General features: G+C 32.6%; 21 protein-coding genes. 15 read left to right on the top strand and 6 right to left on the bottom strand.

Annotated elements, in window-relative coordinates:
• The first annotated feature begins 3 nt into the window (after window positions 1–3).
• A complete protein-coding gene (locus KHA98_RS01470; RefSeq protein ID WP_213254631.1) occupies window positions 4–864 on the top strand; it encodes a DUF4249 domain-containing protein in 861 nt (286 codons plus the stop codon).
• A 39-nt stretch (window positions 865–903) separates the two neighbouring features.
• On the opposite strand, the gene KHA98_RS01465 is transcribed toward KHA98_RS01470, so the two are convergent.
• Both KHA98_RS01465 and KHA98_RS01460 read right to left on the bottom strand, forming a co-directional pair.
• A complete protein-coding gene (locus tag KHA98_RS01465; RefSeq protein WP_246522102.1) occupies window positions 904–2,121 on the bottom strand; it encodes a hypothetical protein in 1,218 nt (405 codons plus the stop codon).
• Window positions 2,122–2,546: 425 nt separating this feature from the next.
• Complete coding sequence (locus tag KHA98_RS01460; protein WP_213254627.1) at window positions 2,547–3,908, bottom strand: hypothetical protein; 1,362 nt, start codon at window positions 3,906–3,908, stop codon at window positions 2,547–2,549.
• A 210-nt stretch (window positions 3,909–4,118) separates the two neighbouring features.
• Between KHA98_RS01460 and KHA98_RS01455 the strand changes: the two genes are divergently transcribed.
• The 6 genes from KHA98_RS01455 to KHA98_RS01430 all read left to right on the top strand — a co-directional run bounded on the left by KHA98_RS01455 (window position 4,119) and on the right by KHA98_RS01430 (window position 9,896).
• Entirely contained in the window at window positions 4,119–4,883 is a 765-nt protein-coding gene (locus tag KHA98_RS01455) for an alpha/beta fold hydrolase (RefSeq protein ID WP_213254625.1), read from the top strand.
• A 53-nt stretch (window positions 4,884–4,936) separates the two neighbouring features.
• Window positions 4,937–5,281, top strand: coding sequence for a phage holin family protein (locus KHA98_RS01450; RefSeq protein ID WP_213254623.1), 345 nt, complete (start codon window positions 4,937–4,939; stop codon window positions 5,279–5,281).
• Between the two features lie 116 nt (window positions 5,282–5,397).
• Window positions 5,398–6,720, top strand: coding sequence for a trigger factor (locus KHA98_RS01445; RefSeq protein WP_213254622.1), 1,323 nt, complete (start codon window positions 5,398–5,400; stop codon window positions 6,718–6,720).
• Between the two features lie 330 nt (window positions 6,721–7,050).
• Entirely contained in the window at window positions 7,051–7,725 is a 675-nt protein-coding gene (clpP, locus tag KHA98_RS01440) for an ATP-dependent Clp endopeptidase proteolytic subunit ClpP (RefSeq protein WP_089054473.1), read from the top strand.
• Window positions 7,726–7,906: 181 nt separating this feature from the next.
• Window positions 7,907–9,139 carry an ATP-dependent Clp protease ATP-binding subunit ClpX gene (gene clpX / locus KHA98_RS01435; protein WP_213254621.1) on the top strand — a complete coding sequence of 411 codons (1,233 nt, stop codon included), beginning with the start codon at window positions 7,907–7,909 and terminating at the stop codon, window positions 9,137–9,139.
• A gap of 121 nt (window positions 9,140–9,260) precedes the next feature.
• Window positions 9,261–9,896 (top strand): murein L,D-transpeptidase catalytic domain-containing protein, encoded by a 636-nt coding sequence (locus tag KHA98_RS01430; protein WP_246522100.1) that lies wholly within the window; start codon window positions 9,261–9,263, stop codon window positions 9,894–9,896.
• Window positions 9,897–10,048: 152 nt separating this feature from the next.
• Here KHA98_RS01430 and KHA98_RS01425 read toward each other — a convergent pair whose 3' ends face one another.
• Complete coding sequence (locus KHA98_RS01425; protein WP_213254619.1) at window positions 10,049–11,014, bottom strand: GlxA family transcriptional regulator; 966 nt, start codon at window positions 11,012–11,014, stop codon at window positions 10,049–10,051.
• 140 nt (window positions 11,015–11,154) lie between these two features.
• Here KHA98_RS01425 and KHA98_RS01420 point away from each other — a divergent pair, with 140 nt between their 5' ends.
• From KHA98_RS01420 to serB, 7 genes are all read left to right on the top strand, one after another.
• On the top strand, window positions 11,155–11,565 hold the full coding sequence (locus KHA98_RS01420) for a VOC family protein (protein ID WP_213254618.1): 411 nt from the start codon (window positions 11,155–11,157) through the stop codon (window positions 11,563–11,565).
• Between the two features lie 19 nt (window positions 11,566–11,584).
• On the top strand, window positions 11,585–11,989 hold the full coding sequence (locus KHA98_RS01415; RefSeq protein ID WP_213254617.1) for an SRPBCC domain-containing protein: 405 nt from the start codon (window positions 11,585–11,587) through the stop codon (window positions 11,987–11,989).
• 43 nt (window positions 11,990–12,032) lie between these two features.
• Window positions 12,033–12,437: an SRPBCC family protein gene (locus tag KHA98_RS01410; protein ID WP_213254615.1), complete on the top strand. Its 405-nt coding sequence runs from the start codon at window positions 12,033–12,035 to the stop codon at window positions 12,435–12,437.
• A gap of 180 nt (window positions 12,438–12,617) precedes the next feature.
• Window positions 12,618–13,025, top strand: coding sequence for a VOC family protein (locus tag KHA98_RS01405; protein ID WP_213254613.1), 408 nt, complete (start codon window positions 12,618–12,620; stop codon window positions 13,023–13,025).
• Between the two features lie 2 nt (window positions 13,026–13,027).
• Window positions 13,028–13,465, top strand: a complete 438-nt coding sequence (locus KHA98_RS01400; RefSeq protein WP_213254611.1) for an SRPBCC family protein — start codon at window positions 13,028–13,030, stop codon at window positions 13,463–13,465.
• Between the two features lie 87 nt (window positions 13,466–13,552).
• Entirely contained in the window at window positions 13,553–13,990 is a 438-nt protein-coding gene (locus KHA98_RS01395) for a VOC family protein (protein WP_213254609.1), read from the top strand.
• Window positions 13,991–14,150: 160 nt separating this feature from the next.
• Window positions 14,151–15,380, top strand: coding sequence for a phosphoserine phosphatase SerB (serB, locus tag KHA98_RS01390; RefSeq protein WP_213254608.1), 1,230 nt, complete (start codon window positions 14,151–14,153; stop codon window positions 15,378–15,380).
• A 356-nt stretch (window positions 15,381–15,736) separates the two neighbouring features.
• Here serB and KHA98_RS01385 read toward each other — a convergent pair whose 3' ends face one another.
• The 3 genes from KHA98_RS01385 to KHA98_RS01375 all read right to left on the bottom strand — a co-directional run bounded on the left by KHA98_RS01385 (window position 15,737) and on the right by KHA98_RS01375 (window position 18,953).
• A complete protein-coding gene (locus tag KHA98_RS01385) occupies window positions 15,737–16,696 on the bottom strand; it encodes a ketopantoate reductase family protein (RefSeq protein WP_213254607.1) in 960 nt (319 codons plus the stop codon).
• Between the two features lie 63 nt (window positions 16,697–16,759).
• Window positions 16,760–17,356 carry a Crp/Fnr family transcriptional regulator gene (locus KHA98_RS01380; protein WP_213254606.1) on the bottom strand — a complete coding sequence of 199 codons (597 nt, stop codon included), beginning with the start codon at window positions 17,354–17,356 and terminating at the stop codon, window positions 16,760–16,762.
• Between the two features lie 88 nt (window positions 17,357–17,444).
• The gene (locus KHA98_RS01375) at window positions 17,445–18,953 is read right to left on the bottom strand and encodes a GH3 auxin-responsive promoter family protein (RefSeq protein ID WP_213254580.1); all 1,509 of its coding nucleotides are present in this window, start codon (window positions 18,951–18,953) and stop codon (window positions 17,445–17,447) included.
• A 240-nt stretch (window positions 18,954–19,193) separates the two neighbouring features.
• Here KHA98_RS01375 and KHA98_RS01370 point away from each other — a divergent pair, with 240 nt between their 5' ends.
• Window positions 19,194–19,988, top strand: a complete 795-nt coding sequence (locus tag KHA98_RS01370; protein WP_213254579.1) for a DUF2797 domain-containing protein — start codon at window positions 19,194–19,196, stop codon at window positions 19,986–19,988.
• The last annotated feature ends 212 nt before the right edge of the window (window positions 19,989–20,200 follow it).

The following is a 20,200-nucleotide window of genomic DNA, read 5'->3' as shown; positions in this document are numbered from 1 at the left end:
GAGATGAAAAAATATATCGTATTCCTTTTTGTTTTAATTGCGGTAAGTTGTTCTAAAGAGGACTTTAGCGAACAAAGTACCGAGTCTAAAATTGTAGTGGAAGGCTGGATTGAAGAAGGGGATTATGCCCAGGTTTTATTATCGACTAGTATTCCTGTTACAGGTGTAATAGATTCTACAAATGTTTTAAATCATGTTATTAGATCTGCAAAAATCACGGTTTCTGATGGTGAGACATCTGAGGTTTTAAGAGTGAAAAATGATAAAAACAGGGTGCCGCCATTTGTATATTACGGTACAACTTTAATGGGTGAGGCAGGAAAAGAATATTCTATCAAAATAGAATATCTGGACAGGGTTATTCAGGCTGTTACTACGATTCCGAAAACGGTAAAAATTAAAAGTGCAGAGTATGTAAAAAAAGACCCGTCCGATAAAACAGGATATATTTTTGTAAAATTTGATGACCCAGCCAACGAAAAAAACTACTACCAGATTGCTACAAAAATCGATGGTGAAGAACCTATTTTCGTTCCTGCTTTTTATGGTAATTTAGATGATTCAAATTTTAAAGGATCTTCGGTTTCGGTACAGATAAATCGTGGAATTTTACTTTTTCCTAAAACGAAGTTCACTCCTTATTTTTCTGATGGAGATTTAATTTATGTAAAATTGAGGACTCAAAATAAAGATGCACTGGATTTTTGGAACAGTTGGCAAAATGAAATAGTAAACAGCAGAAATCCTATTTACCCGGCAAATACAAGTCTGAAATCAAATATAAAAGGTGCTATAGGTATTTGGGCAGGATACGGGCAGAGTCTTTTTATTGTGAGAACCCCGGAAGTAATAAAGCCGATTTGAATTTCTTCAAACCGGCCTTAAAATGTATTTTAAAAGTTGTTATTTATTGAAAGCTATTATGAAATCTTCAAATTTAGTTATAAGTGTGTCAAAGCCTTTAGAGAAATAAGTGCTCATTGCTGCTTCAGTACTGTCATTGAATTTTAAATAATAGGTAGCATTATAATATTCAACATTAGAGTTATTATTGTCCTGATCTTTTTCAGAATGCTGAATGATGTCAGCAATTTTAGTTCCGTCTTTTTTAGAAACCAAAATTAACTTCATGTTTTTGTTGAAATTTGTAGCTTCACCTTCTGCTATTTTTTTGTTGTAAGCGCTATAGTCAGCATAATATGTTGAAGAATTATGATCAGTAGGACGAACTACAGATTTTGCAAGTGCAGCATCATCTACAGCAGCAGTTGCTAAATCCATATCAGCAACAATAACAAAATTGTCCATTAAGCTGAACAGTCCATTTGATTTACCTCTGTATTGTGTTAGCTCTTTATTATCAAGCAAAGCATCAATTTGCGCAGTGCTTCCTGCATTAAATCCAATTAGATTTTTATCATTATAAGTAAATAATGCTTTTGAAGTATTTGCAGTCGCTTTTGTTCCGCTCATTTCCCAGGTATAACCATCGTTTAGCACCATTTTATAAGCAAACTCATTAGGAATTTCTTTACCATTAGCATATTTTGCTGTTTGAGTAAATGTAGCAGATGAATTACCATCAATAGTTAAAACTGCATCAGAAGATAAAGGAAGATAAACCCAGTTGTTTGCATCTTGCTCATAGTCATCGTTGTATGGAACCTTAATTTCAGAAGAAATGCTTTTTGTAGAAAAAATGGCATTGTTTGCAGTTTGTGATTTTTTAGACGGGAAAACAAATTTTAAATCTGTAGTTGAAGGCGTTTTAACCCAAACGCTTCCTTTATTATCCCAGGTATAAATACCGTAAACACCAGACACATTTAAAATATCGTCTATTTTATTATTGTTTTTCCCGTCAGAAATATCAATAGAATTAAGCTCTAATAATCTTTTTAAGTTTTCAATTGCTTCAATAGCACTAGAGTTTTTAGATTTATCTAACTGAGTTAACATTTCGTTAGCTTCAGCTTCTAATTTTACTTTTTGGTCAGCAGGAGTTAATTTTGAATACGGTTGTTTTGATAAATTCGCAATTTGCTCTTGTAAAGTTTGATTTGTCTCAACCTTTTCGTCATTAGAACATGAAATGGTTAGTTGCGAAACAACTAAAGACATAAGTAAGATTTTTTTAATCATGATAATTTATTAATTATAGGTTTATATTGTACGAAAATACGAATTATTATTGTTTTTTCTTACAATAAACCCAGTAAATTAAGCTTTTACCTTGTTAAAATCAATTAATTAATTATGATTTAATTTAATAAGTGATTAAAATTATACTTTATTCACGGGAGATTACTAAAAGTATATTTAGAGAAGTACAGACTAAGCAAAACTATTTGTGTTTACTCATGAAATATTAAGCAAAAAAAATACTTTTCACGTAATAAGGAGAATTCTAATTTTAGATTTAAGAAGTTTCAATTGTAATTTTTCTTTTTCAAATAAAGAGAAATTTTTTATTGTAAAAACTCCGAAAATAAATAAAGCCGTTTTGAGTAATTCAAATCGGCTTTGTTTTTTTGTTTTAAAAATTATTATCTTTCAAAGGCTTTGATAAAATCTTCAAACTTAGTTTCTAATTTTTCAAATCCAGAAGAGAAGTAAGTACTGAAAGAAACTTCAGTATTATCATTGAATTTTAAATATAATACTTCTTCAAGGTATGGTTGTGCAAAAGTTTCACCAGTACCGTTGTTTGTCCAATAAGAATATTGAGCATTCCAAACAGGTAAGTTGAAGATATAATCATCACCAGATTTTTCTGAATGTTGAACAACTTCAGCAATTTTAGTTCCGTCTTTTTTAGAAACCAGGATTAGCTTAAAGTTTTTATTGAAATTAGCAGCAAGACCTTCAGAGTATTTTTTCTCATAAGCATTTAATGCTGTGTAATATTCTTTGTAATTAGTTTTAGGATTGTTTGAATCTGGATAAGCTGGACGTACTGAATTTTTGTCTAAAGCTATTTGATCAGCACCTTCAGTAGCTAAATCTAAATCTGCAACAATAATAAAATTGTCTAATAATTTGATTAGTCCGTTTGCTTTACCTCTGTATTGAACAAGCTCATCATTATCAATAAGATTATCAATACTAGCTGAACTTCCTGCATTAAACTCAAGTAAAGTTTTTCCATTATAAGTAAAAAGTGCTTTTGAAGTGTTTTCAGTACCTTTTTTACCATTCATTTCCCAAGTATAACCATCGTTTAGAGTCATTTTGTAAGCAAACTCATCTGGCGATTGGTTTTTAGAGTTGTACTTAGCAGTTTGAGTGAATGTTGCTGCTTGTGCGCCATCAATTGTTAAAGTCGCATCTGATGAACTTGGCAAAAACAGGTTGTCATATACATCGTCGTTTCCGTTGTATCCGTCAAAATATTTAACTTTTACATCAGAAGAAACTCCTTTTGCAGAAAGAATTGAATTGTTTGCTGTTTGTGCTTTCTTAGCAGGGAAAACAAATTTTAATTCTGTAGTAGAAGCTGTTTTATCCCATTTTTTGTTTGCATTGTTCCAAGTGTAAATACCGTAAACACCAGAGATGTTTAAAATATCTTCTACTTTATTATCGTTTTTTCCAACAAAAATATCAATTTGGTTAAGATCTAATAATCGGCTTAAGTTTTCTATAGCTTCAATAGCACCAGAACTTTTAGTTTTGTCTAATTGAACTAACATATCGTTAGCTTCAACTTCCAATTTTAGTTTTTGCTCAGCAGGAGTTAATTTAGAGTATGGTTGTTTAACGATCTCAGCAATTTGCTCAGCAAGAGTTTTGTCTTTTACAGGTTCTCCAGTGATTGGATCTGTTACAGGATCTGTGTTGTCATCGCTAGAACAAGAGATTGTTAGTTGCGAAAGAACTAATGATAATAAAAGGAATTTTTTAATCATATCGTGGTATTTAATTAGTTTTTAAATCAAAAGTTTTGGTTTTGATTTTCGGCGAAGGTAGGCCTTTCGTTTCTTAGATCTTTACGGGTTTCCGTAAAAATGTAATTTTTTTTGTACTAAAGGTGCTGGTCAGTATTTTAGAAGTATTCCTGCATTTTTTGCCTGATAAGTTTTTTTTACCTTTGTAAAAGTCATTAATACTTATATTAAATGTTATACTCAAAAATAGAAGGAGAAGGAAAGCCGTTTGTTATCATGCATGGATTTCTGGGAATGTCGGATAACTGGAAAACACTTGCCGGACAATATGTAGAAGCAGGATTTCAGGTTCATCTTTTGGATTTAAGAAATCACGGGCGCAGTTTTCATTCAGATGAATGGAGTTACGAAGCTATGGTACAGGATGTATTTGAATATTGTCAGGAACATCAGTTAACGAGAATCGATTTACTTGGACATTCGATGGGAGGAAAAGTAGCCATGCTTTTTGCAACGACACATCCTGAAATAGTAGATAAATTAATTGTTGCCGATATCGGACCTAAGTTTTACAAACAACACCATCAGGATATTTTAGCAGGATTAAATGCTGTAGATTTCTCGGTAAAACCAAGCAGAAACGATGTTGAAGCAATTGTAGCGCAATATGTTTCGGATTTTGGAACACGTCAGTTTTTGTTGAAGAATTTATATTGGAAGGAGCCGGGACAATTGGCATTCCGATTTAATCTGGAGGTTTTTAATAATAATCTGGATGCAATTGGAAAACCATTGGCAGAAGGTTTAGTTTTTGATAAGCCAACATTATTTATAAGAGGAGGAAATTCAGGATATATTCAGGACTCAGAAATTGATGATATCAAAAAGCATTTTCCGAATTTAAAACTAGAAACCATTCCAAATGCCGGACATTGGTTGCATGCCGAAAATCCAAAAATGTTTTTTGAAATGACGGCAACGTTTTTAAAAGAGTAGCCGCTTTTGATGAAAATTTTATTACTTTTAATTAAATTTTAAAATTAAAAACTATGAAATTATTACTCAGACTCCTTGTTACTGCTGCACTGGTATTGTTATTATCTAATCTTTTAACGGGGGTTCATGTAGCTAGTTTTGGTACAGCTGTAATTGTGGCCGTGGTTTTAGGATTATTAAATCTTTTTATAAAACCTATTTTGGTTCTGTTAACATTACCTGTTACATTTATTACACTTGGCTTATTTTTACTGGTAATTAATGCCATTATTATTTTATTATGTACAAACATTGTAGGAGGCTTTGCAGTCGATTCGTTCTGGACAGCGTTAATTTTTAGTGTTATTTTGTCTATTCTGCAGTCTATTACGTATAAAATACTGGGAGACGACAAATAAAAAGCAAATTGGCGTAGTTTAAAACTGCTTCAAATACAATAGATTAAAAAGTTGGTTGGGTTGCAAAAATTTTATAATTTTGCAACCCAATTTTATTATGTAAATTAAAGAAGAAGATGGATATTAAAAGAGTAGCAATAGACGCTGTAAACGAGACGATTGTTATGAACGTTGTTCATATGGATTATAAAGGTCAAGTAGCAAAAAGAGTTAACGAAAAAATGCCTTTGGCTACTGTTAAAGGTTTTAGAAAAGGTCAAGTACCTAAAGATCTTGTTGAAAAACAATACGGAAAAGGTATTAAGCAAGAAGAAGTAAAAAAAGTAGTTGATTTGGCTTTAGAGCGTTTTGTACAATCTGAAAGATTAAATCTTTTAGGAACTCCTATTGCTAAAGTAAACGAAAACTTCGACTGGGATGCTGAAGAGTTAACATTCGAATACGAAATTGGTTTAGTGCCAAACTTCGAAATTGATTTAGAAGCAAAAAATAATATCGTAAAATATATTGTTACTGCTGATGATAAATTAATCGACGGACAAGTTGAGCGTATCCAAAAACAATTTGGAAAAGCAATTCCTCAGGATAAAGTTGTTGCAGATTCAGATTTAACAGGAACTTTTACAAACGAAGAAAAAGGAATCAACAATCAAACTACAATTTCTGTATCTACTTTCAACAAAGCTGCCGGAGATAAATTCATCGGTAAAAAAGTTGGAGATGTTGTTACAGTAAGTACAAAAGGTTTATTTGAAGATGATCACCAATTAATGGATTACCTTAAAGTAGGTCATGATGATGTTCATGGTTTAGATATCGAAGTAAACTTTACAATCGAAGCTATCAACGGTGCTGAATTGGCAGAATTAAACCAAGAGCTATTTGATAAACTTTTTGGTGAAGGAAAAGTTGCTTCTTTAGAAGATTTAAAAGCTAAAATTAAAGAAGATGCTGAAGCACAATTCGCACAGCAAGCGGATCAAAAATTATTATTAGACGTTCAGGATTTCTTAATCGAGAACACTAAATTTGATTTACCAGCTGAATTCCTTAAAAAATGGTTACAAACTGTTGGAGAGAAAAAACTTTCTGCAGAAGAAGCTGAAGTTGAATACGCAAGATCTGAAAAAGGTTTACGTTTTCAATTAATCGAAGGAAAAGCAATGGCTCAAAGTAATATCCAAATTACATTTGAAGATTTGAAAGAGTTTACAACAGGCGCTATCAAACAACAAATGGCTCAATTTGGACAAACTAACCCAACTGACGAAGAAGTTCAGGGAATCGTGGCTAGAGTTTTATCTAACCAGGAAGAAGTAAAAAGACTTTCTGAGCAAGTTGTAGCAGCTAAATTGTTGGAAATTTTCAAAGAAAAAGCAAACCCAACAACTAAAGAAGTTACTTACGAAGAATTTATTGCAGCTTCTTACGGAGAATAAATTTAAGTCTGAAAGTCGAAAGTTATAAAGTCGAAAGTTGATGAGCACACTTCATTAACTTGATTTTGAAAATTAAGATTTTATTACAGAAACTGAAAGATAAAAATAATTATATTTGAACGTCAATGGAAGTTTTTTCTTCTATTGACGTTCTTTTTTTTGTTTCAAGTTTCAGGTTTCACGTTAAGATTAGTATAGAATCTGAAACTTGAAACAAAAAAAACGTAAAACGATTTTAAAAGAAGACATATTGACACCCTTCATAAAAAGGTATGACCTTTGCAGGGATTAAAAAAAATATACACCAATAAACGTAAAACTTAGATACATATGAACTACGGTAAAGAATTCAAAAAATTTGCTACAAAGCACCAAGGAGTAAATGCTATGTACTATGACAAAATCATAGCAGCGATGAATCCAACTAATATGACTCCATATATTATCGAAGAGCGTCAGTTGAATATTTCTCAATTAGACGTATTTTCAAGATTAATGATGGACAGAATTATTTTCTTAGGAACTGGTATTGATGACCAAATCGCAAACATCGTTCAGGCACAATTGTTATTTTTAGAAAGTGCCGATGCGTCAAAAGATATTCAGATTTATTTAAATTCTCCGGGAGGAAGCGTATACGCAGGATTGGGAATTTATGACACCATGCAATACATCAAACCAGATGTTGCTACAATTTGTACAGGAATGGCAGCTTCTATGGGAGCAGTTTTATTATGTGCAGGAGCAGCAGGAAAACGTTCTGCTTTACCACATTCAAGAGTAATGATTCACCAGCCATCAGGAGGAGCACAAGGTGTTGCAACAGATATGGAAATCAACTTACGTGAAATGTTGAAACTAAAAGATGAATTGTACAACATCATCTCTCAGCATTCAGGACAAACTTTTGACAAAGTGCATAAAGACAGTGAGCGTGATTACTGGATGATTGCAGACGAAGCAAAAGAATACGGAATGATTGACGAAGTATTAAGAAGAGGATAATTCTTAAAGTTTAAAATTTGTTTCAAGTTTCAGGTTTCAAGTTGCTTAGATAACATGAAACGTCAAACATGAAACATCAAATAAAAAATAAATATTAAGCTGTAAAGAGCTAAGTTTTTAAGTATTAAATAAAAAAACTTAGAAACTTAGTATCTTTGCAGCTTAGTAACTTAAATAAAGAATGGCAAAAGTAGTATTAGAATGTTCGTTTTGTGGAAGAAAAAAGCCAGAAACTAATTTATTAATTGCAGGTATTAATGCACATATTTGTGATAAGTGTATTGAACAGGCACATGGAATTGTTCTTGAAGAATTAAAATCCAGCGGAAGTGCAAAACTTGTAGGGGACTTGATTTTAAAGAAACCAAAAGAAATAAGAGCTTTTCTGGATCAATATGTAATTGGTCAGGATCAGACAAAAAAAGTAATGTCGGTCGCAGTTTACAATCACTACAAACGTTTAATGCAACAGCAATTAGACGACGAAGTAGAGATTGAAAAAAGTAATATCATCATGGTTGGTCAAACCGGAACAGGAAAAACATTGGTAGCAAAAACTATTGCAAAAATGTTAGACGTTCCTTTGGCTATTGTTGATGCAACTGTACTTACAGAAGCAGGTTATGTAGGAGAAGATGTTGAAAGTATTTTGACTCGTTTACTACAAGCTGCTGATTATGATGTAACCAAAGCAGAAAGAGGAATCGTATTTATTGACGAAATTGATAAAATTGCCCGTAAGAGCGATAATCCGTCAATAACACGTGACGTTTCTGGTGAAGGAGTTCAACAAGCACTTTTAAAATTATTAGAAGGAACTATTGTAAACGTACCACCAAAAGGAGGACGTAAACACCCGGATCAGAAATTTGTTGAGGTAAACACTCAAAATATCCTGTTTATTGCCGGTGGAGCTTTTGATGGAGTAGAACGTATTATTTCTAAACGTTTAAACCGTCAGGCAGTTGGATATTCAACTTCTAAAAATGTAGACAATATCGATAAAGACAATTTACTTCAATATATTATTCCAAAAGACATTAAAGATTTTGGTTTGATTCCGGAGATTATTGGTCGTTTACCAGTTTTGACACACATGGATCCTTTAGACAGAGAAACATTGCGTGCAATTTTGACACAGCCTAAAAATGCATTAGTAAAACAATATCAGAAATTATTCTTAATGGATGAGGTTGAGTTTAGTATTACTGATGAAGCTTTAGATTTTATTGTTGACAAGGCTTTAGAATACAAATTAGGTGCACGTGGACTGCGTTCGTTATGTGAAGCAATTCTAACAGATGCTATGTACGAATTACCAAGTTCAGATGATAAAGTTCTGACAATCGACAGAGAATATGCGGAACATACTTTAAGTAAGAATTTATTGAAGCGTATGGAAATTGCTTCTTAAAGTAATAGAATAACTTTGTCAAAGTTTAATTATAAACCTGTTCATTTTTTGAACAGGTTTTTTTTTACTTTTTAAAATCTATTTTCGTTTGTCTTTTTGTGTAAATTTAAACATGAAAAAAATGTTTTTTATAATTTGTCTAGGCTTGTCTTTTTCTTGTAATAAAGAGAAAAAAGAAGCTGACGTTTTTAAAAGTGAAAATAAAACAGAAATTGTTTCAATAGAAAAACCGCTGGTTAATTATAGCGATTATTATAGAGAAGCAGTACAATATTGTAAGACAAATAAGTTAAATCAAAATAAGTTTATCCTGATTGATCTTGGCTTACATTCCGGTTATAAAAGATTTTTTGTTTTTGATTTTAAAAAGAAAGAAATCTCAAAATCGTATATGGTCAGTCATGGCTGTGGCGATAATCAATGGGGAAGAACGTCTACTAAAGAGAAACCTCAGATAAGTAATGAATTTGATTCGCATTGTTCTTCGCTTGGAAAATATGTAGTTTTAGATCGCGGTGTAAGTCAGTGGGGGATAAAAGTAAATTATATTTTGCAGGGAAAGGACAAAACAAATTCTAATGCAAGGACCAGAGCAATTGTTCTGCATTCCTGGGATGCAATTTCAGATGCTGAAGTGTATCCTGAAGGAACTCCTGAAGGCTGGGGTTGTCCAGCAGTTTCAAATGAAAGTATGAGAGAAATAGATGAGCTTTTGAAAACGAATAAAAAAGTTCTCATGTGGATTATTAAGTCCTAATTTTTAGTTTTTTTGAAAACAAAAGCTTCTGGTTTAGCCCTGATCGAAACGGCATCCTTTTGTGGTCTCGTTTTTTTCTAACGAGGCTACAAAAGATATAGTGTAGAGCAGGACCGATGTTCTTGTAAAAACTAATATTGTGCTTCTTAAAATTACTGCACTCTAAACTTTTCTCTGTATTCAATAGGTTTCATTCCGACCATTTTATAAAATACCTTTCTAAACGCTTTAGGATCATTGTAACCCGTTTTTTCGATAATTTCAGAAATGGAGAGCTGCGTTTGTTCCAGATATTTTTTAGAACTTTCTACTCTTATGTTTTGTAGGTATTCTATTGGCGGAATTCCTGTAACTTGTTTAAAACGTCTTGTCATATTTCTGGTACTGGTTGGGATATCTTTGGTGATTTCTTCCAGTTTTTCGATACTATGATACTGACTTTCTATTTTTTGCTGCAGCATGGCAACTAAGGTGTCGTTATGAAGATGATTAGGTCTGAAAGTACTGAAATAACTTTGCTTGTATCGATTTAAGTCAATCGAGAAAATCTTGGCAATTTGTACAGCAATTTCATTTCCGCAATATTTCTGAACCAAAAGAATCAATAAATGAAAAGTTGAGGTTGAACCACCGCTTGTGTACAAACTTCCGTCGGCTGTTAGGGTTTCTTCAGGTTTAAGATTAACCATCGGGAAAGCCTTTGTAAAAGCACTGCAGGCATCAACATGTGTGGTAGCTAATTTTTCGTTTAACAAACCAGATGCCGCAAACAAAAAAGCTCCGGTACAAAAACTTGCGAGTTCTGCTCCAGCCTGATGTTGTTTTTGCAGCCACGGAATAAATTTTTTATTCTTTGCAATCATTTCGCTCATATCATCTGTCGTAAAAGCAGGAATTAAAATTAATTCCGATATTTCGTCAGATCCTTCAATAGAGTTAGTTTCATACCCAAATAAGCGCTCCTGATTGATTTGCTCGGCCATTTGAAAAATCGAAATTTCAAAAGGTTTTTCCTTCTCTTTACTCAGTTTGTTGGCTGTTTCAAAAACTTCTAAAATCGCTGCTATACTCAATAATTTATAATCGTGCGGAACAATTAAGGCTACTTTTTTGGTCATGATTTTTGCTTTTTTGTAAAATAACTTCCTAACAAAAGTATGAAAAATGTCTTAAATGACCCTAAAGATGACTTTTAATGTATCTTTTGGTTAATCTTAAAATTTTAAATTTGTTTTGATTAATTCGTAATTTTATAAAGATGAAAACAAAGATATTCTTAAATCTTGCTGTAAAAGATTTAAATCAGGCAATAACCTTTTTCAACGAACTTGGTTTTACAGTCAATCCAAAATTCACAAATGATAAAGGCGCATGTATCGTTATTAGTGAGAATATAAATGTGATGCTTTTGGTTAAAGAGTTTTATCAGACTTTTACCGAAAAGCAGATTTGCGATTCTACTACAACGAGCGAAGTTCTTATTTCGATTTCTCTTGATACTCGCGAAAAAGTAGATGAAATGATAGGCAAAGCCGTCAAAGCTGGAGGAACAGAGTATCTTCAAGCAAAGGATTATGGCTGGATGTACCAAAGATCATTTCTTGATTTAGACGGACACCATTGGGAAATTTTCTTTATGGATGAAAGCCAGATACCGGCAGAGATGTAATTGTTTTAAAAGAGTAAAAATGATAACAGTTCAAAATACAATTAAGGCATCTGTAGAAAAAGTATGGGAACTTTGGATTTCTCCTAAACACATACAAAACTGGAATTATGCTTTTGATAACTGGCATACACCCTTTGTTGAAAACGATTTGAAAGTAAATGGCAAATTTAAATATGAAATGGCAGCAAAAGACAAAAGTGCAGGTTTTGACTTTGAAGGGATTTATACGAAAGTTGAAAAATACTCCTTAATAGAATATAAGCTTCTCGACAACAGAACAGGAAGTATTTATTTTGAGGATAATGGAAATCACGTAAAAATAACAGAAGTTTTTGATCCTAATGAAACGGATGCTGTAAATATGCAGCAAATGTGGTGTCAGGCCGTAATTGATAATTTTAAAAAATACGTCGAGAACAATTAATAGAAAACGAAACCAAAGAATTTAAAACTAAATTTAATAGATAATGATAACAGTAAAAAGTACAATAAATGCGTCGGTAGACAAAGTATGGAATTTCTGGAATTCACCAGAGCATATTACAAAATGGTGTTCTGCTTCTCCTGAATGGCATACACCCTTTTCTGAAAATGATTTAAGAGAAGGTGGAAAATTCAAATCGACAATGGCAGCTAAAGACGGAAGCATGAGTTTTGATTTTGAAGGCGAATATACTTTGGTAAAAACAAATCAAGCTATCGAGTATGTAATGGGAGATGGAAGAAAAGTTGAAATTAGTTTTACTGAAACACCAAACGGAGTAGAAGTTGTAGAAAGTTTTGATCCCGAAACACAAAATCCCGAAGAAATGCAAAGAGGTGGCTGGCAGGCTATTCTTGACAGCTTTAAAAATTATACAGAGAGTAATTAGTTTTTCGATCCAAGAGGCAAAGGTTCAAAGGTTGAAAAAGAAACTAGTTTCTAACACATAGCTATGTTTGTTAATGCAAGTGAAACGCCTTTTTAGTCGCAAAAAAGCTATGTTTCTATGTGTTAAAGTTTTTTTTAATTACACCCAACAAGTTAATTTTCTAACAAAATATATGAAACAATGACAAAACAAATCTGGTTGAATCTACCTGTTAAAGACGTAGCAAAAGCGAAAAAGTTTTTCTGGGAAATTGGTTTTTCGTTTAATGAGCAACATGATACCTCAAGTTCGACGTGCATGGTAGTTGGTGAGACGCATTTTGTAGTAATGCTTTTTGAGGATTCGCTTTTTACAAGTTTCTCTCAAAATAGTTTAACAGACACTAAACAAAGTTCAGAAGTTCTGATTTCTATAGATGCCGAAAGTAAAGAAGAAGTAGATGAACTGGCAAAAAAAGTAAAAAATGCCGGTGGTGAAATTTTTAGCCCTCCTGCCGAAAGTCAGGGATGGATGTATGGTTTTGGCTTTTCAGATCTGGATGGCCATCGTTGGAATGTATTGTTTATGGATTTTAGTAAATTATCTTAATTATGGAAACATTAAAATTTGATATAGAAATAAAGGCTTCTAAAGAAAAGATTTGGAAAGTCTTATGGGACGACGAAACGTATAGAAAGTGGACAAAAGCTTTTTGTGGAGAAAGTTACGTAGAATCAACTTGGAATGAAGGCGACAAAATTTATTTTTTAGGTGCAGCCGGAGAAGGAATGAATAGTTTGATCGAAAAGAAAATTCCAAACGAGTACATGGCTTTTAAGCATATGGGTGAACTCAAAGACTATAAAGAGGTTCCGCCAAATGAAGAAACCGAGCAATGGATCGGAGCAATGGAAACCTATAGATTAACACAAAATGGAGATGTAGTTGATCTGCACGTAGAAGTAGATGTAATAGACAAACATTTAGACTATTTTAAAGAAGCCTTCCCAAAAGGATTGGAAACAATTAAAGAGTTATCTGAGAATTAGAAAATAGAGACAAAGAAGCAAGATTAACTACTTGCTTCTGAGTTTAAAAAATTATAATCAACAAAAAACAATAAAACATAAGAAATCATGACAACAGTAAATCCGTATTTAATTTTTAATGGAAATTGCGAAGAAGCGTTTCTATTTTACAAATCAGTTTTTGGAGGGGAGTTTCCTTATATCGGAAAATTTAAAGACATGCCGGCAGAAGAAGGCTGTGATCAGGTTACAGAGAAAGATGCCGACAGAATAATGCACGTTTCACTGCCAATTGGAAATACAATTTTAATGGGAAGCGACAGTAGCGAGCAATCAGGAGATGTGACTTTTGGTGGTAATTTTTCTGTTTCGATTAATGTTGAAAGTGCAGCAGAAGCAGATAGAATTTTCAACGGACTTTCAGCCGGAGGAACCGTTTATATGGCAATGAACAAAACATTCTGGGGAGCGTATTTCGGAATGTTCAAAGATAAATTTAACGTAAGCTGGATGGTGAACTTTGACGAGAATCAACCAGGTAAATAATTCAAAAAGTTATGTTATTGTAATACCCAAGCATAATTGTTAAATTACTCGAAAAAGCACATTGATATGTGCTTTTTCTGTTTAAAAAAACAATGATTATTCTTTTTTATCATCAGGAGATTGCCGATTTTTGTCGCTTTCTAAATCAATTCAGAATACAATGGCGACAGAAGATAAAGAGATTATTTTATTAAAAGTTTCAGGACATGATAAAATCGGGGTTACAACTGGTTTAACAGCCGTTTTAGCAGCTTACGATGCCAATATTTTAGATATTGGTCAGGCCGACATTCACGATACGCTTTCTTTAGGTATTTTGTTCGAAATTGAGGCAGGTTCAAGTTCTGCTCCAGTTTTAAAAGATTTGCTTTTTAAGGCATACGAATTGGAAATCAAGGTAAAATTTATTCCAATCTCTATTGAAGATTATGAAAAGTGGGTAAAATCACAATCTAAACAACGATATATCATCAATATTTTGGGCGAAAAATTAGCTGCTTCTCAACTGGCTGCAGTAACCAAAATTATGTCAGATCAAAATCTGAATATTGATTCTATTATACGATTAACAGGAAGAACTTCTATTCTTGAGAAAGAAGAATATCCACGTTCTTGCATTCAATTATCTGTAACGGGTGAAATTGTAAATAAAATTGTCATGACGGCAAATTTTATGGAAATTTCAAGAACCTTAAACGTTGATATTTCGTTTCAGGAAGATAACATTTACAGAAGAAACCGTCGTTTAGTTTGCTTCGATATGGACTCTACATTAATCCAAACGGAAGTTATTGACGAATTGGCAGAATTAAACGGAGTAGGGCCTCAGGTTCGCGCCATTACAGAATCTGCTATGAACGGCGAAATAGATTTTAACGAAAGTTTCAAACAACGTATGGCTTTGCTGGAAGGTTTAAGTGAAGAAGTTTTGCAAAACGTTGCAATCAATTTACCTATTACGCAAGGCGCACATCGTTTAATGAAAGCCTTAAAATATTATGGTTATAAAACCGCAATTCTTTCAGGAGGATTTACCTATTTCGGAAATTATCTGCAAAAAGAATTGGGAATAGATTACGTTCACGCTAACCAATTAGAAATAAAAGACGGTAAATTAACCGGTAAATATCTTGGCGATATCGTAGACGGACAAAAGAAAGCCGAATTATTAAAAGCAATTGCCGAAAAAGAAGGAATTCATATCAATCAAACTATTGCAGTGGGTGACGGAGCAAATGATTTACCAATGCTAAACTTAGCTGGTTTAGGAATCGCTTTCCACGCAAAACCAAAAGTAAAAGAAAGCGCATCAACGTCAATTTCAAGCTTGGGTCTTGATGGTGTTTTATACCTTTTAGGATATCACGACAGGTATATCGATATGATGTAATATTGTGTCACTTGACAAATTATATTTAGCCCAATTTTGTCATTTCGAGGAACGAGAAATCGCACTAGTAACTCGACAAAGATTGGCGCATATACTTTATAGAATTTCTAGTGCGATTTCTCGTTCCTCGAAATGACATAGAAAACGTAATAAAAACAAAACCTCAGTCTTTTTCAATAAAGAGCTGAGGTTTTTTATTTGGGTATATCCCCAGAAAGCGGGTCGGGCTATCCGTTCCACACGAGCGATAGCGAACTGACGAAGTAATCTTTTTGTTTTTAAAGAAAAAACAAAAAGGATTTCCACTGCTATCCCTCATGCGACTTTAGTAGAATTAGTCGTTTTTAATCATGAAATTATCTGACGAAAGTTTTTAAGTCTATTTTTTCTTTTAATTCAGTATAAATTTTTTCTGTGAACGGAGTTTCAATATTCAATTCGATTCCATAATTAATTATAGGACTCGCAAATAATTGTAACTCATTTTGTTCTTTGTTTGAATTTATATCAAGCTGCAACGAAGTTGGTGTCTGTGGCGGAAAAGTTGTTGCTTTTTCAAAAGTCTTCGCTATAATATCCTTATCCAGATTAAAACCCTTTTGGTCGGCTATTACTTTTATTTCTTTCATGATTTCTTCAGCTTCACTTCTTTGCAAAGGGTCTGAACAAACTTGTCCAATAGACGAATTGTACTTAGAAGTTACTAAACCAAAACTGGCAATAAAAATAAATTTTGTCCAGATTTCAGTAAAAGAATTGTCTTTCAGATCAAAATCGATTCCACTTTTAGACAATAAATCAAGTATCCAGTCGATGTTTTCAGTAAAATTTTCAGGATCGCGTCCAATAAAGATTTTTCCGGGCTTTCCTTTGTGTTCAATTATTCCTTTTTCTTTTATGTGAGATGCAACATAAATATAACTTGGTAAAATAGTATTTTTAGGAATTATTTTTCTTATCCTTTCATAAATGTCGGCACCATTCATCATCGGTAATATAATGGTATTTGGACTGATAATTTGAAACATGTCCTTACAGATATTTTCAAGATCATATTCCTTTGTACATAGTAATATTAAATCAGGAGATGAAACGTCTTTTATAGTATCAAGAATAAAATCTGGTTTTGTAACCGAATTAGGATGTTCGTCCGAAAGTAAAATTAATCCGTTATTTTTAACAGTCTCATATGTTTTGTCTCTGGCAACAAAAGTAATTTGATACTGTTTTTTATCTTCGTTGGCCTGATTTATTTTAAAGCCAAAATAGCCTCCAACTCCGCCAAGTCCTACTATTGCGATATGTTTTCTGTTCATTTTTTTATTTTTACAAATATCCGTGGTTACACGTCTAATAATACTTGCCAAATGATAAGAATTTTAGAGTTGAGAGGTTTCTCTTCTAATACGGCTTAATGAAGTATCTGTAATTCCTAAATAAGAAGCTATAATTTTAAGCGGTACATGCTTAAAAATATCAGGCCTTTCTTTTAAAAGCTTTAAATATCTTGTTTCTGCCTTTTGACTTCTCATTTCTATAAGTCTATCGTTAAGATTATGATAATTAATTACAAATAGCAGTCGGCTGAATTCTCTAAATTGTGAAATAGTATGAAAATTGTCCTGAACAGTTTCTAAATTGGTTTCCCAAAAAGAACAATCTGTAATAGTTTGGAAAGTTTCTTTGGTAGGTTGTTTTTTAAAAAAAGAAAGGAAGTCATTTACAAAGCAAGGAGCTGTGAAGATATTTGTAATAATTTCATCATTATCTTCATTAAGAATAAAAGACGCCATATATCCTTTTTCTAAAAAATAAGTTTTAGTACTTATGGTTTCTTTATCCAGCAGAATTGTATTTTTCTCTAACTTAAAAGGAGTAAAATTTTTGGTAATTTCTTGTACAACTTCTTTTTCTATTGGGAATAATGAATGGAAAAAGTTGTTTAAAATTAATTTATCTTCTGGGCTATTCGTCATACTCTAATTCCTTTATGAATTTATTCCTGGATATTTCAGGACAATTGATTTGTACCAATTCATGAAAATTGGTGCAAACTTCATAGTTCTACATTTCCTTCAACTGCTCCAAATAATCTCTTTGATTAGAAAGTCTCGGAATCTTATGCTGTCCGCCCAATTTATCTCTTTCTTTTAGCCAGTCATAAAAAAGATTTTCTCTGGCAACATTAATCACCAAAGGATTTAAAGTCATATTGTTGTAGCGTTTTGCTTCGTAGTCAGAATTTAAAGTCTGTAAAGTTTCGTCCAGAACTTTCTGGAAAAGCCCTACATCGGCAGGTTTTTTCTTGAATTCAATCATCCATTCGTGCGCACCTTTTTCTTTATCCTGCATAAAAATTGGAGCAACGGTATAATCGATAACTTCGGTTTGGGTAACCAGACACGCTTTTGCAATTGCCTGATCGGTATTTTCGACCATTAATTCTTCCCCAAAAACATTAATATGATGCTTGGTTCTTCCTGTAACTCTTATTCTATAAGGATTTAAAGAAGTGAAACGAACAGTATCACCAATTAAATAACGCCATAAACCGGAATTGGTTGTAATTACAATCGCATAGTTTTTATTCAGTTCAACATCTGCCAAACGAACCACTTTTTGATTTGGAGTTCCAAAAGTATCCATTGAAATAAATTCATAGAAAATTCCATAATCCAGCATCAATAATAAATCACTCGAATTATTTAAATCCTGAATGGCAAAAAAGCCTTCAGAAGCATTGTAGATTTCGTAGTATTTAAAATCTTTACTGGGTAATATTTTTTTGTATTGCTCTTTGTAAGGAGAAAAACTTACGCCGCCATGAAAGTAAACTTCAAGATTTGGCCAAAGTTCCAACAAGTTTTGATTGCCGGTGTTTTCTAAAACTTTATTCATTAAAACCAACATCCAGGACGGAACTCCTGCAAAACTGGTCACATTTTCATTCTTAGTTTCATTTATAATAGCAGCAATTTTGGTTTCCCATTCGCTCATTAGCGAAGTTTTACTACTTGGTGTACTGCTAAACTCTGCCCAAATAGGCATATTCTCAATTAAAATAGCCGATAAATCGCCAAAGAAAGTATTGTTGTTCTCGTAAATCTGAGAGCTTCCGCCCAAACGAAGACTTTTTCCTAAGAACAATTCAGAATCTTCATTGTTATTCAAATACAAACAAAGTAAATCTTTACTGCCTTTATAATGACAATCTTCCAGAGCTTCATTACTTACCGGAATAAATTTACTTTTAGCATTTGTTGTACCGCTCGATTTAGCAAACCATTTTATTGGAGTCTCCCAAAAAACACCTTGCTCACCCTGACGCGTGCGTTCAATTAAAGGTTGTAATTCTTCATAGCTCGAAATTGGCACTCTTTCCGTAAAAGTCTGATAGGAGTTTATCGATGCAAAATCGTATTTTTTACCCACAACCGTATATTCTGAAGAAGTCAATAAATTATGCAACAGTTCTTCCTGAACTTCATTCGGATATTTAAGAAAAAGTTCTATTTGGTGTATCCTTTGTTTAAGGACCCAAGAAGCGAAAGAGTTGATAATTGATACGGGCATGAAGATTTTATATTTTAGATTTCGAATTTTGTCCGGGAACAAAACTCATAAATTTAAGATTTGAATATCGACAGACAAATACTAACTTTGTCCTTGTATCAAAAATAGTGTTTTTTTATAAAAAACAGTTCTATTTGTAACAAAGATTCCAAATCTTAACCTGAATTTTCAACAATAAAAACTCTAAAATCTTCAGGTTATTATAAAATATATAATAAGCAATTTAAAAATTAAAACTTTATGCAATATCAGGGAGTACTTACAAAAATGCAGACTGAACTTGGAGACCCAATTCAATACTATTTAGTTTTTGAAGACAGTTTTTTGAGTATGAATCAATTATTGGATAAAGAAATCGAAATTAATTTTGTTGGTTACCAATGTTTAAATTGCAATAAAAAGAAAAAAATATACCGTCAGGGTTTTTGCTACGATTGTTTTTACTCAAGCGCCGCTGTTGGAGACTGGATTATGCGTCCTGAATTAAGTACTGCTCATCTAGGAATTGCCGATCGTGATCTTGAATACGAGCAAAAAGTACAATTGCAACCTCACATTGTCTATTTAGCTATTTCAAGCGAAGTAAAAGTAGGTGTAACACGTAAAACACAAGTGCCAACACGTTGGATCGATCAGGGAGCAGATCAGGCGATTTCTATTGTTGAGGTTCCAAACCGATATTTGGCAGGAATTACGGAGGTTGCTTTAAAAGATCATTTTACAGATAAAACAAACTGGCGTAAAATGCTGCAAAATACTAGTACGGATTTTGATTTAATTGCCGAAAAAGCAAAAGTAGAAAGCTTGATACCTGCAGAAGTAAAAGAATATTTTTACAGTCAGAAAAATGACGTTTACGAATTAAAATATCCTGTTTTAAGTTATCCTGCTAAAATTTCGAGTTTAAATCTGGATAAAACACCTTCTTTTTCTGGAAAATTAAAAGGAATTAAAGGCCAATATTTAATCTTCGAAAATGGTACTGTTTTTAATGTTCGTGGCTCGGAAGGTTACGTTGTGGTTATAAATGTCTAAACTGTATTTTAGTTTTAGCTTTTTTGTAATTACTTGATAATTTGTATGTTATAAATAATTTGATTAATTTTATTACGTAAGTAAATTGCATTTGTATGCAAATGATGAAACATTTGATTACAATTTTGTAATAATTACTTATTGAAATATTTTAGTTTTAAAAAACGGTATTAACTAGTTTAGTTCCAGTTCTTTTAGAACGGTTTTTCTCT

It is taken from the genome of Flavobacterium branchiicola (genome assembly GCF_018383905.1).
GTDB classification, from domain to species: Bacteria; Bacteroidota; Bacteroidia; order Flavobacteriales; family Flavobacteriaceae; genus Flavobacterium; species Flavobacterium branchiicola.
The sequence above is the reverse complement of the archived record's forward strand: the minus strand, read 5'-3'. Positions and strand labels throughout refer to the sequence as shown.